The organism is Rubrivirga marina, from assembly GCF_002283365.1.
Taxonomy (GTDB): Bacteria; Bacteroidota; Rhodothermia; order Rhodothermales; family Rubricoccaceae; genus Rubrivirga; species Rubrivirga marina.
Genome location: NZ_MQWD01000001.1, coordinates 3004216 through 3019243, shown reverse-complemented (window position 1 = coordinate 3019243; position 15028 = coordinate 3004216). Strand labels below are relative to the sequence as shown.

The 15028-nt window shown below is 69.0% G+C and carries 16 protein-coding genes; all 16 read left to right on the top strand.

All coding sequences use genetic code 11. The annotated features are described in order from the left end of the window. The first annotated feature begins 63 nt into the window (after positions 1-63). Positions 64-618 carry a GNAT family N-acetyltransferase gene (locus BSZ37_RS12590; protein ID WP_095510883.1) on the top strand — a complete coding sequence of 185 codons (555 nt, stop codon included), beginning with the start codon at positions 64-66 and terminating at the stop codon, positions 616-618. A gap of 111 nt (positions 619-729) precedes the next feature. Next, positions 730-1107, top strand: coding sequence for a hypothetical protein (locus tag BSZ37_RS12585; protein WP_095510882.1), 378 nt, complete (start codon positions 730-732; stop codon positions 1105-1107). Positions 1108-1251: 144 nt separating this feature from the next. Then, positions 1252-2022, top strand: coding sequence for a hypothetical protein (locus tag BSZ37_RS21555; RefSeq protein WP_143537652.1), 771 nt, complete (start codon positions 1252-1254; stop codon positions 2020-2022). A gap of 545 nt (positions 2023-2567) precedes the next feature. Beyond that, entirely contained in the window at positions 2568-3788 is a 1221-nt protein-coding gene (locus tag BSZ37_RS12580) for a PQQ-like beta-propeller repeat protein (RefSeq protein ID WP_179299615.1), read from the top strand. 227 nt (positions 3789-4015) lie between these two features. Continuing rightward, a complete protein-coding gene (locus BSZ37_RS12575) occupies positions 4016-4870 on the top strand; it encodes a maleylpyruvate isomerase N-terminal domain-containing protein (RefSeq protein WP_095510880.1) in 855 nt (284 codons plus the stop codon). 195 nt (positions 4871-5065) lie between these two features. Further along, positions 5066-5209 (top strand): hypothetical protein, encoded by a 144-nt coding sequence (locus BSZ37_RS22050; RefSeq protein ID WP_179299614.1) that lies wholly within the window; start codon positions 5066-5068, stop codon positions 5207-5209. A 15-nt stretch (positions 5210-5224) separates the two neighbouring features. Continuing rightward, the gene (locus tag BSZ37_RS12565) at positions 5225-6718 is read left to right on the top strand and encodes a serine hydrolase domain-containing protein (RefSeq protein WP_095510878.1); all 1494 of its coding nucleotides are present in this window, start codon (positions 5225-5227) and stop codon (positions 6716-6718) included. Between the two features lie 294 nt (positions 6719-7012). Then, complete coding sequence (locus BSZ37_RS12560; RefSeq protein ID WP_095510877.1) at positions 7013-8479, top strand: amidohydrolase family protein; 1467 nt, start codon at positions 7013-7015, stop codon at positions 8477-8479. Positions 8480-8699: 220 nt separating this feature from the next. After that, entirely contained in the window at positions 8700-9284 is a 585-nt protein-coding gene (locus BSZ37_RS12555) for a dihydrofolate reductase family protein (RefSeq protein ID WP_095510876.1), read from the top strand. Positions 9285-10084: 800 nt separating this feature from the next. After that, positions 10085-10207, top strand: a complete 123-nt coding sequence (locus BSZ37_RS22655; RefSeq protein ID WP_281253029.1) for a hypothetical protein — start codon at positions 10085-10087, stop codon at positions 10205-10207. 6 nt (positions 10208-10213) lie between these two features. Next, on the top strand, positions 10214-10729 hold the full coding sequence (locus BSZ37_RS12545) for a DUF2243 domain-containing protein (RefSeq protein ID WP_095510874.1): 516 nt from the start codon (positions 10214-10216) through the stop codon (positions 10727-10729). A gap of 165 nt (positions 10730-10894) precedes the next feature. Then, positions 10895-11464 carry a cupin domain-containing protein gene (locus BSZ37_RS12540; RefSeq protein WP_095510873.1) on the top strand — a complete coding sequence of 190 codons (570 nt, stop codon included), beginning with the start codon at positions 10895-10897 and terminating at the stop codon, positions 11462-11464. 893 nt (positions 11465-12357) lie between these two features. Further along, positions 12358-12834, top strand: a complete 477-nt coding sequence (locus BSZ37_RS12530; RefSeq protein ID WP_143537651.1) for a hypothetical protein — start codon at positions 12358-12360, stop codon at positions 12832-12834. Between the two features lie 316 nt (positions 12835-13150). Continuing rightward, positions 13151-13600, top strand: coding sequence for a hypothetical protein (locus BSZ37_RS12525; RefSeq protein ID WP_143537521.1), 450 nt, complete (start codon positions 13151-13153; stop codon positions 13598-13600). Positions 13601-13832: 232 nt separating this feature from the next. After that, on the top strand, positions 13833-14342 hold the full coding sequence (locus BSZ37_RS12520) for a hypothetical protein (RefSeq protein WP_095510870.1): 510 nt from the start codon (positions 13833-13835) through the stop codon (positions 14340-14342). Positions 14343-14496: 154 nt separating this feature from the next. Continuing rightward, positions 14497-14880 carry a hypothetical protein gene (locus BSZ37_RS12515; RefSeq protein ID WP_095510869.1) on the top strand — a complete coding sequence of 128 codons (384 nt, stop codon included), beginning with the start codon at positions 14497-14499 and terminating at the stop codon, positions 14878-14880. Positions 14881-15028: the final 148 nt, after the last annotated feature.

Sequence of the window (15028 nt, the reverse complement as noted above, 5' to 3'; positions counted from 1 at the left end):
CCAGCGGCCGCCGGCCGCTGAACGCCCAATCGTTCTGCTGCCAGGTGAACGCTGGCGCTCGTCATGGAGACGAACCCGTCCCAGACCGCCATCCGACCGCTCCAGGACTCGGACCCGCCCGTGATCGAGGCCGCCTTCGCAGGGATCGGTTGGTCGAAGCCGGCGGAGCAGTACGAACGCTACCTCGACGAGCAGCGAGCGGACCGCCGCCGCGTCTTCGTTGCCGAGGTCGAGCGCGAGTTCGCCGGCTACGTCACGCTCAACTGGCACCCCGACTACCCGCCCTTCCGGGAAGCGGAGGTGCCGGAGATCCAGGACCTCAACGTGCTCCCGCCGTTCCGCGAACGTGGACTCGGGGCAGCGCTCGTCCGAGCGGCGGAGGACGCGGCCCGCGAGCGGAGCGCCGTCGTCGGGATCGGCGTCGGCCTCGGTTCGGACTACGGGTCGGCGCAGCGGCTCTACGTCCGACTCGGGTACGTCCCCGACGGGTGTGGCGTGGCGTACTCAGACCGGATCGTGGTGCCGGGCGAGCGCGTAGTCGTGGACGACGACTTGGTGCTCCACTTCACGAAGCGGCTGGCAGCAGAACCCGCCCCTGCAGGCCGACGTGGGGCGTGAGTGTTGCCGGCTCGTCCGACCGCCCGCGCTTCCCTAGCTTCGCCCACACATCGTGCTGCTTGCCCCACGCGGCTGAGTGGCCCCCTGTTAGCTGCCCTCCGTGCCAACCCGATGGGCGCCTTCTACCGACTTGTCAACCACTCGAAACGCGAGGTCGTCTCGTTCGCCCATATCGGCGCCGGGACCCGGAACGAGTTAGCCGGCAACCCGGTCGCCGCAGCGATCACGACGCGCTACCTCCAAGACCACGCAGGCGACGCCGTCGCGTTCGTCAGCGACACGTACGACGACTGGCCGTTCCCCTCGGGGTCGCGGGACGAGTTGGCGACATACACGGACATGACCGACGATGTCGTCGATTCGCTCCTCGAGACGGGGGTGCTGGTGGACGAGGGCCGCGAGTATCTGTTCGATGACGAGCCAGAGGTGTACACCCGGCGCCTGCGGAACGTGTGGTTCGAGGACTCGGACCCGAGCACGGGCAGCTAACCAGCGCTTGCAGGCCGACCGCACACGTCAGCGTTCTTGCCTCACCCGCACGTCGGCGTATCCTCCGCTCCGTCTGGTCATCGTGCTGTGTGCGGCGGCTGAATCGCCAACTGTTATGCGGCCTCCGAGCCAGCCAATCGCTTTATGGCCCGCGTCAAATGCATATTTTGCTTTGAGACAGGCGACAGGGCGAAGGAGCACATCTGGCCGAAGTGGATTCATGAGTTTGATGACACGAGCGACAGCAAGGTCATCGTAGGCCGCCACTTTGGATCCCCTATGACGGGGCTAAAGCTACTCGACGAGCGGACCCAATCTGATAATTCGTTTGTATTTGGGCAAGTGTGCCAGTCGTGCAACAACGGGTGGATGAGCAGGCTCGAATCTCGAGCGATGCCACTGCTGAAGAACGCTGCCGATGAGGGGGTGAATGCAGCGCCGTGGAGCAACGAGCAGTCTCGCATTGTGGCTGGATGGGCATTCAAAACAATCCTTATGATAAATGCCGGAACTAACTATCGCAAAATAGTTACCAAGGTTCACTATCGCAATTTGTACAATAGTAGCAATCCTCCCCGCGGCGTCCTGGTGGAGGTAGGGTTGTCCAAATCAATCGTAGCCGGGAGAGAGCTTGCCCAGAGTCAGAACCTGATGGTCCTTGGTCCTGAGGAGACTGTGGTGCAGAAGAATGATCGGCATCAAAAGCGATCATACGTTATAGGACTCGCGCTTAAGCACCTGCTACTGAGAGCCACCTACTGGCCCGACCACACGGCGTCCATCAACCCTGACAGCGAAATGACGCAGCTATTTATAAACGGCGTCAGCAGCGCTGTGGATTTTAAGAAAGTCATTCCGTCAGAAAGCACTGCGCACCTCAGCATCGGCATGATAGTGTATCCAATGGCCGCATAACCCCTCAAAGAAGTTGAGTGAGTCGAGCATGGCGCCAGTGCACGACGAGACGGGGGCTCCGGGTGAGGCCCTGCCCCCGGCACCGGCACTCGCCGGGCGGCGTCCTGCTCCCCTCGCTGTGGCGGCCGACTCGTATCGGTGGGTGCCGTCCGCTCGTCGGCCCCGAAGGCCCCGGCGGCGGCCAGACCCCTCATCGAGTGGACGGGGACCGTCGCCGGTCCGTCCGCTGCCCCACCGAGGCGGGGCGTCTCAGATACACGTCGCGGGCGCCAGGACCGCCTTCCCATTCCCACATGGACGACGCCGAAGACGGCGCCCGTTCAGCGTGCGGGCTTGACGGTCCGGCCACTGGGGTTGGGAGAAGTATAGGGCACCGCCCTGCTTCTTGGAAGTATCTCACCGCTGCAGGCCGACCCCAGACGTCAGCGTACTCGGCTCGTCCAAGCATCGTGTATTCTGTCGCTCGTCTACCCGCCAGCCCTCAGTTTGGAGCGGCTGAGCGGTCAACTGTTCTACGGCACACCAGATTGGAACCACAAGCCGGCTTGACTTCCAGTCTCAGCCATGTGAACTACGTCGTGGTCTCAGCCCCCTACCCGTTGAACGTCCACGTCGCCCTCGCCCTCACCCTCGCTGGCCTCGCTCTCGCGGCCTGCTCGACGGCAGAGACGGCAGACATCGACCAGGTTAGCCCGACGCTCGAGACGCTCTGGACGGCCGGGCAGCCCGTCGGCATCGCGTTCTCGACCATCCGGAAGGGGGCCGTCGACGCCGACCGGTTCTACGCCATCCGCGAGCGGGTCGGCGACGGCCGAGCCCTCGTCGCCTACGACCGTCGGGACGGGGCCGAGGCCTGGCGCCAGACCGTCGTCGGGCCGTGCACGGTCGTCCCTGCCGGCGACGTGGTCTACTGCCCCGGCGACTACCTCTACGCCCTCGATGCCCGGACTGGCCGCGTCCTCTGGCGCCACGGGACCGGCCGGGCCGAGGACTCGTTCCAACTCGTTGACGCCGACGCCGATGCGGCCCGCGTCTACGGCGGCGTCGCCGGCGCCGCCGACGGAACCGGCCGGGTCGTGGCCGTCGACGCTCGGACGGGCGAGTTGGTCTGGGAGCGCACGTTCGAGGGGCCAGGTTGGAAGGGAATCCGCATGGCGGCGGCCACGCTCGCCCCCGACGGCGACGACCTCTTCGTCTCGTTCTCGGGCGAGTACGCCCCCCCCGCGATCTACTCGGCCGCCGCCGTCGCCGCACTCGACCCGGCCACTGGGACCGAGCGGTGGCGGGTCGTCGACGGAGGGCCGGAGACGGACCGGGAGGGGAGCGCGCTGGCGTTCTCCGGCGACCTCGTCCTCTATACGGACTCCGGCGGCCAGGAGGTCGTCGCCGTGAGCCGGAGAGCGCGGGCCGTCGCGTGGCGAGCCCCGTACACGCCGGGCTCGTTCTCGATCAACGCCGCGCCGGTCGTCGCAGGCGGGCGGGTTTACTACACGGACACGCTGGGCGGCGTGTTCGCCGTCGACGCGGCGACGGGCCGTCGCGCTTGGGCCGTGGAGCGTCCGGGCGGGTTCTTCACTCAGCTCGCGTGCGGGGGGCTCCTCTACGCCGACGATCAGCGGGGCGCGCTGTTCGACCTCGGGACGGGCCGGCATCTCGGGCCGCTCCTCGCCGATGACGAGGCGATCCCCGGTCAGGCGGCGTCGGCCGACGGGGTCCTCTACCTCAGCGCGTCGAGCGGGGTCCACGCGTTCGCGTGCACGGGCTGAGTGGCCGGCGGACACGAGGGAGTTTTCGGGGGCGGGGCGTGACACCGCTCGTGGGAGGGGTACCGTAGAACCCGCCCGCCGCAGGCGGACCGAGGGCGCCAGCGTTCTCAGCCGTCCGTAGCACTGCCGCTTCCAGCGCTCCGATCTACCTTCGTGCTCTCTGCCCTAGGCCGCTGAACGGCCATCCGTTATACGGCGCACCATTTCTAGGGAACTACGCCCCTCTGATGCAGCCGATCGCCCCCACCTACGCCTCGGATCTGCTAGCTCCGCTTCATGTGGAGCTAATCCGGCTGCTCCGTGGTCTCGCGGATGACGATTGGGAGCGTCCCACGGTCGCTGGGTCCTGGCGCGTCCGTGATGTCGCGGCGCACCTGCTCGACGGGCAACTCCGCGCGCTCTCCGTATTCCGCGACGACCACCTCGCCCCACCCGATCAACCCATCGGCGGCTACGACGACCTCGTCCGCTTCCTCGACCGGCTCAACGCAGAGTGGACCACAGCTTCGCAACGGCTCAGCCCCCGGGTGCTGACTGACCTGCTCTCCCTCGTCGGCCCCGAGGCGGCGGCGACGTATGCCGCGCTGCCCCCGCATGAGCCGTCCCTTTTCTCTGTCGCGTGGGCCGGTGGGGACGAATCTGAGAACTGGATGCACGTCGGGCGGGAGTACACCGAGTGGTGGCACCACCAAATGCAGATCCGCGACGCCGTGGGCGCGCCGGGACTTTTCGAGCGGCGGTGGCTCCTCCCGCTCCTGGACCTTTCGGTCCGCGTGCTCCCCCGCACCTACGCCGCAGTCGAGGCCGAACCGGGGACGTGCCTCGTCGTCGAGGTCGAGGGACTGGGCGGCGGGGCGTGGTGTCTCGTGCGGGGCGACAGCACCTGGGACGTACTCGAAGGCGGCTCCGCTGACCCAGACGCCACGATCATCCTCGACCCCGACACGGCCTGGAAGTCGCTCTACCATGCGCTCGACCCGGCCGAGGCCCGCTCGCGTGCGCGACTCGGAGGCAACGAGGAATTAGCGGCTCCGTTTTTCGGGGCACGTTCCGTCATGGTCCCGAGTGCCAGCGCCGTATAACCCGCGTCTGCACGCCGACGAAGGGCTCTAGCGTTTTCGCGTTGTCTGGCCTATGGTGCCAGAGGCGTATCCTCTGCTCCGAACCACCGCCAGCGGTCGCTACCCTTGTGAGCCGCCATCTGTTAGATGGCTAACCGAACCTGAGTGAGAAGTATCGCCTGGCCGGAGGGCGCCCCTCACGACCCCTCCGCCTTGATGTACCGCACCGCGCTCCTGCTGCTCGCGCTTTTGGGCGGCCGCACGGCGGCCGGACAGCCGGACCCGCATGCGGCGGCGGTGGACTCGGTCTTCGGTCCGGTCGACCGCCCCGACGGGCCGGGCTGCGCCGTGGGCGTCTAGCGCGCGGGCGAGGTCGTGCTGGCGCGCGGTTACGGGCTGGCGGACCTCGAGCACGGCGTCCCTATCACGCCTGCCACGCGGTTCAACGTCGCCTCGCTCTCGAAGCAGTTCACCGCCTACGCCATCGCGCTCCTCGAACGACGCGGGCAGATCTCGCTCGACGACGATATCCGTCACTACATCCCCGAGGTGCCCGACCTGGGCGGGAGGGTCACCGTCCGCCACCTCGTCCACCATACGAGCGGGCTCCGCGCCTACGAAGTGCTGCTCATGCTCTCCGGGTGGAACCGCGACCACCCGCTCAGTCGCGACCAGTTCTGGGACATAGTCGGTCGGCAGCGATCGCTCGGCTTCGCGCCCGGCCAGCAGCACCAGTACGGCAACACGAACTACGCCCTCCTCGCCCTCCTCGTCGAGCGCGTGGACGGCCGCCCCTTCGCGGACTTCATGCGCGACGAGGTGTTCGCGCCGCTCGGCATGGCACACACCCTCGTGCGCCGGGACCCGCTGGCCGTCGTACCCGGCCGCGCCGAGCACTACACGCGGACGGACGAGGGCTTCCGGCGGAACTTCGTGTGGGCGTTCGCCTACGCGACGGGCGCCAGCAACGTCGTGACGACGGTCGGGGACCTCGCCCGGTGGGACGGCCACCTCGCCGACGGCCGGAGCGGCGGGGCGCGCATGGACGCACTCATGCACCGCCGCTTCCGCCTGAGCGGGGGCGACTCGACGGCCTACGCTTTCGGGCTGGAGCACGGCGACTACCGGGGGCTCCGCGGCGTGTCTCACACCGGCGGCGGGGGCGGCGACTACTTCTTCCTCCGCTTCCCCGCGCAGCGCTGGGCGACCGCCGTGCTCTGCAACCACGAGGATGGCCCCGGTGCCTCGGCGCTCGCGTACCGCCTCGCCGACCTCTACCTCGCTGGCGCCTTCCCGCCCGAGGCCCCTGCGCCGGAGGCGGTCCGGGTCGAGGTCCCCGACGCGGAGCTGGCCCGGTGGGCGGGCGAGTGGCGCGAAGGGGGCGACGAGCGACTGACGTTCTTCGTGGAGGGCGGGACGCTGGCCTACCGCTACGGCGGCGACGTCTACGAGACCGTCCCGGTGGGCGGGGGCACCTTCCTCGAGGGCCCGCTCACGTTCGCGTTCGGCGGGGACTCACTCGTCGTCTCCCGGCCCGGCTGGCGCGGCACGTTCCGCCGGTGGACGGAGGCGCCGTGGACGCCGACTGCCGCCGACCTCACCGCGTTCGTCGGCACCTACCGATCCGACGAGCTCGACGCCGACTGGACGATCCGGGCCGAGGGCGAAACGCTCTCGCTCTACCGCCGCTCCTTCCCGGCCCGCCCACTCGCGCCGGACGACCGGGACGTGCTCGTGCTGGCAGATCCGTTCGATGACATGACGCTGACGAGCCGCTTGGCCTTTGAGCGGGACGCGGGGGGAAGGGCCGTTGGCTTCCGGCTCACCACCACCCGCGTCACGGGTCTCGCGTTCCGCCGCCTCCCCTGACCTTGCTACATGCACCGACGCTCGTCGCCTCTCTTGCGACTCGGCCCCTCCGACTTAGCGCCGGGCCATGACTCACCGATGCAAGGCAGGCCTATGGCCTCCGTTGTGCTCAGACCCTCTAACCCGCGGCTGCACGCCGACGAAGGGATCTAGCGTCCTCGCGTTGTCTGGCCCCCGGCGTATCCTCCGCTCCGAACTACCGCCAGCGGCCGTTGCCCCTTCGCGGGTGAGCCGCCATCTGTTCTGCCGCACATCCCTATTCTGTCTCTTGGTCCCGCCTGATTGAGGCCCACCATGAGACAGACCGCGCCACTCCTCGCCGCCCTCCTGCTTGCGGCGGGCGCTGCCACGGCCCAGCCGATCGCCTTCACCGACGTCACAGTCATCGACGTGGAGGAGGGCGTGGCCAAACCGGGCAGGACCGTCGTCGTCTCGGGCGACCGCATCACGAGCGTCGGCCCGTCGGGCGAGGTGGAGGTCCCCCCGGGTGCCACGGTCGTCGACGGGCGGGGGCGGTTCCTCATCCCCGGCCTCTGGGACATGCACGCCCACACCTCGTCGATCCCCATCACCCGCGACGTCTTCTTCCCGCTCTTCGTCGCCAACGGGGTCACGGGGATCCGGAACATGTCGTCGGACTGCTTCGGGTCGGAGCAGCCGGACTGCATTTGGGAAGTGTTCGCCGACCCGCTCCCGTCGGTCTACGAGTTCAAGGCCTGGCGGGAGGAGATCGAAGCCGGGACGCTCGTCGGCCCGCGTGTCGTCGCGGGAAGCGCCCAACTCGACGGCCCGGGTGACGAGGGGTCCACCCCGTTCCAGCCGGGCACCCCCGAGCACGCCCGCGAGCACGCCCGCCTCCTCAAGGCGCGGGGCGTGGACCTCGCCAAGGTCTACAACTTCATCCCCCGCGACGCCTACCTCGCCTTCGCCGACGAGGCGAACCGGATCGGGCTCCCGTTCGCCGGGCACGTCCCGGAGGGGGTCCGGGCCTCCGAGGCCTCCGAGCTCGGCCAGCGGAGCATCGAGCACGCCGCCTGGGGGAACGTGGCCGAGGAGTGCTCGGCGCGGGAGGACGAGGTCCGCCGCCGCCTCCGCGCGGAGCTGGAGTCGGACGAGCCGGAGATCATGCCCGTCTGGCTGGAGATGATCGAGAGCCACGACGCGGCCAAGTGCGCCGGGGTCTACGAGACGCTGGTGAGGAACGGGACGTGGATCACCCCGACCCTGTTTGCCGGCGAGAGGTTGCCGGGTGAGATCGGGTTCGACTGGCGGAACGATCCCCGGCTGCGGTACCTGCCCCGGGAGGAGCGGGAGTATTGGGTCGACGACGAGGACGAGTTCGATTCCTTGCAGGACGACCCCCGCGCGTCGGAGGTCGCGCGCTTCGAGCGCGCGGTCACCCTGGCGCAGCACCGGGCCGGGGTCCCGCTGCTGGCCGGGTCCGACGCCGGGTCCACGGGCGTCTTCGCGGGCTTCGGTCTCCACGACGAGTTGGTAGTGCTCGTGGCGATCGGGCTGACGGAGGCCGAGGCGCTCCGCACGGCGACCCTCGAGCCGGCGCGCTACCTCGACGCCGTGGACACCCAGGGCACGGTGGACGTGGGCAAGGTGGCCGACCTCGTGCTGTTGTCGGCGGACCCCCTGGAGGACATCGCGAACGCGCAGCGGATCGAGGCGGTGGTGACGCGGGGGCGGCTCTTCGACCGCGCGGCGCTGGACGAGCTGCTGGCGGACGTCGAACGTGCTGCTCGGAAGGAGTGAGCCCGGGAGGTGCGGCATGACTCGAGGCTGCACGCCGACGAAACGCTCGACCGTCTCGCCTCGTCCCAGCGCTGTCACTGAACTTGCCTCATTCGAGAGGCCTACCGCGTTTCGCGGGTGAGCCGCAAACTGTTCTGCCGCCTGAGTACGTAGCCCTGCGACGTTCCGATGTCGTAGGGCCTCTCTAATCTCTGGCCCCTTCTCACCCCCCTTCTCGTCAATGGACAACGGCCCCCGCCGTCTCGTCGTCTCCGAGTACCTCTCGCTCGACGGGGTCATGGAGGACCCGATGTGGACGATGCCCTACTGGTCGGACGAGCTCGCCGCCTACAAGCGGGACGAGCTGTTCGCCGCCGACGCCCTCGTCCTCGGCCGAGTCACGTTCGAGGCTTTCGCCGAGGCGTGGGCGTCGAGGACGAGCGAGGACGGGTACGCGGAGCGGATCAACGCGCTCCCGAAGCACGTCGCTACGACGACGCTCGGTCCGGGCGAGGTGGACCGGAGGGGCTGGAACGGCCGCCACCTGGGGGACGACCCCAAGGCCGCCGTCCGGTCGCTGAAGGGTGGGGCGGGCGGGGACCTCCTCGTGTTCGGGAGCGCGACGCTCGTCCGCTCGCTCGTCCGGGCGGGCCTGGTCGACGAGTACCGGCTCCTCGTGTACCCCGTCGTGCTGGGGCAGGGGAAGCGGCTGTTCGAGAGCGAGCGGGCGTCGCTCGACCTCGTCGAGGCTCGGTCGTTCGACACGGGCGTCACGGCGCTGACCTACAGGCCGTCGGGGGCGGGGCGGCAGAACTCGCCGCTGTAGGCCTACGCCGGGCGCGAGCGTTCTTGGCTCGTCAGAGCGTCGGCGTATCCTGTCGAGCGTTCCTGCCGCCAGCGCCACCCGTCGCGGCTAAGCGGCCACTCGTTCTACCGCACTCGCCCTTGCGTTCTATCGCGCTGATACTGCTCGCCGCGAGCGCCGCTGGATGCGTGCCGTCGGGACCGGAGCGGTCCGAGATCGAGGCGCTCGCGGGAAGTGCGTCAGTTCATGACCCGTTCCTCTACTGCGAGGGGGTCAGGTGTTGGCTCGACAGTCGCCCTGAATCACTTCCGGGAGAGGCCGCGCCTGTACCGGCAGCGGGCTTCCGCTGGGTTTACCCGCTCTACGCCGACTCTGTGTACCGCCCCCCGCTGACGGGCCTGCTCAGTTGCGAGGACGAGCGAGTCCGTGGGAGCGACCGACTCCGCTGTGAGGGCGAGCGCGAAGACGAGAGGGGCACGTGGGCCTATGACCTCACGTTCCGTCGGGCTGTAGGGGCCGGTTCGCTGTAGGCCACGCTCATACCGGAATATCCCACCGTATGGTAGAACCCGCGCTTGCAGACCGAGAGGGTCCGCGTTCCGGACTCGTCCGAACGGCGCTCCTGTCATAGCCTCGTCCCGCCGCCGCGCCCTCACCTCTCGGCGGCTGAATCGCAAATCGTTCTGCCGCCGAACCTACGGGAGCGCCGAGGGTCAAACGGCCGCTCTCCCCGCACGCCTCTCGCGATGAAACGGGTCGTTGGCCTGGCCCTCGTAGCACTCCTAAGCGCCCCCGCCGCCGGGGCGTGTCCGCACTGCCGCGTGGAGGCCCGAGAGGCCGTCTATACGCAGGCGTTCCTGCCGGACGTGGGGCTCCTGCTCCTCCCCCTCCTCGTCATCGCTGCCATCGGCGTGGCGGTGTACCTCTCCCCCCCTCCCCGGTGACGGCCGATGGACCCCACCCTGAGGGCTGACCGGACGAACTACCGGCCCCTCATCGCCGCCGGGCTCGTGATGGGGGCCGGGCTCGGAGGGTTCATCGACGGGATCGTGCTGCACCAGATCGCGCAGTGGCACAACATGCTCTCGGCGCAGGTCCCCGTAGACGGCCTCGCCAGTGCGAAGACGAACATGCTGTGGGACGGGATCTTCCACGCCGGCGTGTGGCTCCTGACCGTCGCGGGGCTCGCGATGCTCTGGGGGGCGGGGCGTCGGTCCGACGTCCCCTGGTCGGGCCGAACGTTCGTGGGGGGGCTGGTCGCCGGCTGGGGGCTGTTCAACGTGGTCGAGGGGGTCATCGACCACCAGATCTTGGGGCTGCACCACGTGAATGAGTACTCCCCGAACCGCCTCGCCTGGGATATCGGATTCCTGGTCCTCGGGGCGGCACTTCTGGCCGTGGGTCGGGCCCTGATCCGAGCGGGGAAGGGCGACCCGGCGCCCGGTGCCAGTGTGCGCCTGGGCTGAGGCCTTTGCCGCGGCCGCAGAACCCGCCGCTGGGCCGACGCCGGGCGTGAGCGGGGTCGGCTGGTCCATGCGTCAGCGTATCCTGTCGCTCGTCCCTACCGCAGCGCTGCCCGTCGCGGCTAAGCGGCCCCCTTCTGCGGCCTTCAAACTCCTGAGGTACTCCCTATGCGTCTCATCGAACGCCGAGCCTTCCTGCTCACGGCACTGGTGGCCGCCCCCCTCGCGTCGTGCGCGCCCGGGCTTCGGATCCCGCTCGTCCAGCGGAGACGCGCCGGCAGCCTCGTCCGTGCCGGTCAGGACCGAACGGGCCGCCCTCGCCACGTCTTCGGCGGCCTCCGGATCGACGCGAAGGTGCCGCCTTCGGACACCGCGGGCGACCTCTACGTCATTGAGCACACTGACGAGGCGAAGGGGGGGCCCCCGCGCCACGTCCACCACGCACAGGACGAGTGGTTCTACGTGTTGGAGGGGGCGTACCGCGTAGACGTCGGCGAGGAGCGGTTCGACCTCGGCCCTGGAGATTCGGTCTTCGCTCCGCGAGAGGTCCCGCACGTCTGGGCGCACGTAAGCGAGGGGGAAGGTCGGCTCATCATCGCCTTCCAGCCCGCCGGGCAGATGGAGTCGTTCTTGGGGGGGTTGGCAGAGATGGGGAGCGCTCCGTCGCCGGAGATGATGGCCCCCCTCTTCGCCTCGCACGGGATGACGATGCTCGGCCCTCCGCTACCGGTGGTGTAGGTGCCCTCGGCCACAGAACCCGCGTCTGCACCGGACGCGGACGCGCCGGTGAGCCGCAATTTGTTCTGCCGCCTCGTGATCTCATCTACATGACTGAGCCGCCGACAGCGAAGTCCAGATTCCGAATCGAGGAGGACAGTTGGTGGAACTTGGCCGTCCACGCCGTCAGTGTTGCTGGACTCTGGGGGATTGCTGCGTACGCGGGAAGTCTCTACTTCACTTACACAGCCGTCGCTTGGTCAGGCTTTGCAGCGTACGACGCCGTAAAGCTTATCCGGCACCGGTCAAGAGAGACAGGCCCGTAGCCATGGCGGCAGAACCCGGCGTTGCAGGCGGACCGGCGGCATCAGTCGCCTCGACCGTCGCGGCGCCATCGGCCGCGTAGCTTCGGCCACACCGCCAGCGGCCGCCGGCCGCTGAACGCCCACTCGTTCTACTGCCATGCCGGCCTGGGAGGTCGCTCTCAAAGTCACACTCGGCCTCGTACTCCTGTCAGTGGGAGGGGTCCACTTGGTTCGCCAAATCCGCACTCGGAGATACGGGGCCGACGACAACTGGGGACGCTACTCGTTGAGCATGATGGCTCTGATCGCGGGGTTCTTCGGCCTCGGCCTCATCGTCAGCGCTTGCGGGTAGCTGGCAGTAGAACCCGGCGTTGCAGGCGGACCGGCGGCGTCAGCTTCATCGACCGATTCAACGCCGTCCCCCCCGTAGCTTCGTCCACCCCGCCAGCGGCCGCCGGCCGCTGAACGCCCACTCGTTCTGCGTCCCCTGCCTTGAAGCAAACCGCCGCTCTGATCTGTCTGCTTCTGGCGGGTTGCGCCACGTCCGATGCGGACCGCCGAGCGGCTTGCGAGGAGGCGTTTCAGAGCGGGGGCGATTGGTACTCCGTCGTGCAGACCGACGACTGGCGGATCGGAGCGCTGCCGTTCTGGTCGTCCCCGGAGGCTGTCCGCTCCGCGCTCGGCACGCCGGACACCGTCCGCAGTGAGTTCCCCTGGTCTGACGACCTCGGCGTCATCGCTTACCCGCGGCATCCGAGCGGCCCCGTCACCTTCAACACGCTCGGCGACTCGCTCGCCTACCCGAAGCAGTTCGAGTTGGGCGACAACGTGCTCCTGACCGACCGGGGCCGGTTCGGGGCAGGCACCCCGCTCTCTGAGTTTCGAAACGCATTCCCGGAGTCGTACCGCTGCCGGGACTGGCCGCTTGGCGCAGGGTGGAGCGACGGTCTTTACGAATCGGAGTTGGCGGTGGACGACACGTCCCGGGTCGCGCGAGTTGCGTTGTGGTTCAGAGACGGCGGTCTCGTGGCGGTCGGCGTTTCCCAGTACGCCGCAGACGAGGAGCACCGGACTCCGCCTCGATGACGGGGACGCAGAACCCGCCGCTGTAGGCCGACCGGGGGCGTCAGCGCTCTCGGCCGTTGCTGGCGTCGGCGCCGCTCCTAGCTTCGGATCACCGTCGCGCCGCCTCAGGCGGCTGAATCGCCAATCGTTCTGCCGCCCCGGCGCCTGTAGTTCGGTTGCACCAGAGGGCCGCTCCCGCACCGACCTATGCTGGAGCGAGTCCCTCGCGTCCCGTCCGTTGAACCGCCCCGCGCTCTCTGTTTTTGTCCTCCTGACGGCTATCACTGCCGGGTGCGCTTGGCGGGGTACGAGCGGGCGGCTCCACGCCGAACCCTCCGTGGCGTCTGCCCTCCCGTTCTCGAACGTTGGCGTCTACGTCGCGGTCGGTGGGAACGAGTCATGCGGCCGGACGGACCCCCGCGTTACGGACGGGGAGGGAACCCTAAACGGCCGTGCGATGGCCTTCTCTACCGACGGAGACTTCTTCGTGGCGCGGTCCGTCGAGGACATGCGGACTTCGCTCACATCCCGGGACGACTACGGCCCGATCGTCTCACGAGGGAACTACCGCGTGGTGGGCGGTCGAGTCGATGCCCGAGCCGTCATCCCAGGAGGGGATTCCTCTTTCCGGCACATCGTGGTCACGTACACCCTCATTCCCACCGGGCCAGAGTCGTTCCTCAGCGAGCAGCTCTTCAGCCGAGGGAAAGTGGTGGTCCGCTACGGGGAGCACGAGGAGAGGTGGGTCTGCTACCGCCAGCGGTTCGAGCTGTCCAGGAGCGAGTGAAGGACACGACGGAAGCGGGCGGCAGAACCCGCCGCTGTAGGCCGACCGGGGGCTTCAGCGTCCCCGTCTCGTCCGAGCGCCGGCGCCTACCTTCGCTCGTCCACCCGCCGCGCCGCCAGCCCCGGCGGCTAAGCGGCCAGCTGTTGGGCCGCCTCACGTTGGGCGCTCTGCTTGGCACTTTACAAGGTTCGTCGTCCGACCTACCGTTGCGGCTCACCTCTGCCCGATCACCGTGCGCTCCGTCCCCGCTCTCGCACTCCTACTCGCTCCGGCGCTCCTCGCTGGGTGCGACGCCTTCGAGTCCGACGACCCGTTCATCCCCGGAGAGGTCGTTGCCTCGGTCCGATACGTCGAGCCGGCCTTTCTTGAGGCGTACGCCCGCGAGCACAGCATCGAGGTCGAGCAGGTCGCGCTCCCCCCGGTGTACCTCGTCCAGACCGTCGTCCGCTCCGGCGCCCCCGAGGACTACCTCGCCGCGCTGTCCGCCGACCCGCTCGTCGACACGGCGCGGGTGTGGCGGGGGGACGGGGTCGAGGTCGTAGTCCGGCGTGCGGCGGACGAGGAGCACGTCCGGGCGCTCATCGCGGCCCAAGGCGGGCTCGACGTCGTCAACGTGTACCGGGGTCAGGACCTCGTCGTCTTCGGGGTCCCGGAGGGGCGCGAGGAGCGGTGGGTGAGCCGACTCGAAGACGAGGTGTTCGTGGTCCATGCAGAGCGGAACCAGATGGTGTACCCGCGCTGAGCCCGGGCGGCCCAACCCGCCGCTGTAGGCCGACCGGGGGCCTCAGCGTTCCTGGCTCGTCCGGGCGAAGGCGCCTACTTTCGCTCGTCCACCCGCCGTGCCATCGCCTCCGGCGGCTAAGCGGCCCCTCGTTACACCGCGCTCCCGATCTGCTGTGCTCGACGACGTTGTAGCGAGGCTTCGGCATCCCGACCGCTGGCTGCTCGCGTTCGTCGTCGCCGCGTTCGTACTGTGGATCGCGGCGGTCGGGCCGCTCCGTTCGTGGGCGTCCGAAGCGGGCATCCGTGGACACTGGACGCTCGGCGTGGCCCCCAGCTTCTTCGCTGGTGGGACGCTCGCGGCGTGGCAGGCGCTCGCCGCCGCGACGCCGCCCGTCGCGTCGGTCGTTCTCGCCGGTGCCCTCGTGTCTCTGGCCGAAGTGGCCCATCTCGCGATGCCGCGGCAAACCGCAGACCTGTGGGACGTGGTGACGGGACTGGCCGGTGCGGCTCTCTCGTTGCCGCTCTTGAAGTGGCGCTGGTCTCATCGCGCGGCGTAACCAGCCGCTGTAGGCCGACGCCGGGCGCAAGCGTTCTCAGCTCGTTCGGGCGTCGGCGTATCCTTGCGCTCGTTCTTGCCGCCAGCGCCGCCCGTCGCGGCTAAGCGGCCAATCAATCATTCGCGCGCTTCTCGAAACCCGGTGCTAC

What these genes read in the sequence shown, in the direction of transcription:
- BSZ37_RS12590 (WP_095510883.1), top strand. Translation starts at nt 64, where the DNA reads ATGGAGACGAACCCGTCCCAGACCGCCATCCGACCGCTCCAGGACTCG.
- BSZ37_RS12585 (WP_095510882.1), top strand. Translation starts at nt 730, where the DNA reads ATGGGCGCCTTCTACCGACTTGTCAACCACTCGAAACGCGAGGTCGTC.
- BSZ37_RS21555 (WP_143537652.1), top strand. Translation starts at nt 1,252, where the DNA reads ATGGCCCGCGTCAAATGCATATTTTGCTTTGAGACAGGCGACAGGGCG.
- BSZ37_RS12575 (WP_095510880.1), top strand. Translation starts at nt 4,016, where the DNA reads ATGCAGCCGATCGCCCCCACCTACGCCTCGGATCTGCTAGCTCCGCTT.
- BSZ37_RS22050 (WP_179299614.1), top strand. Translation starts at nt 5,066, where the DNA reads ATGTACCGCACCGCGCTCCTGCTGCTCGCGCTTTTGGGCGGCCGCACG.
- BSZ37_RS12560 (WP_095510877.1), top strand. Translation starts at nt 7,013, where the DNA reads ATGAGACAGACCGCGCCACTCCTCGCCGCCCTCCTGCTTGCGGCGGGC.
- BSZ37_RS12555 (WP_095510876.1), top strand. Translation starts at nt 8,700, where the DNA reads ATGGACAACGGCCCCCGCCGTCTCGTCGTCTCCGAGTACCTCTCGCTC.
- BSZ37_RS12545 (WP_095510874.1), top strand. Translation starts at nt 10,214, where the DNA reads ATGGACCCCACCCTGAGGGCTGACCGGACGAACTACCGGCCCCTCATC.
- BSZ37_RS12540 (WP_095510873.1), top strand. Translation starts at nt 10,895, where the DNA reads ATGCGTCTCATCGAACGCCGAGCCTTCCTGCTCACGGCACTGGTGGCC.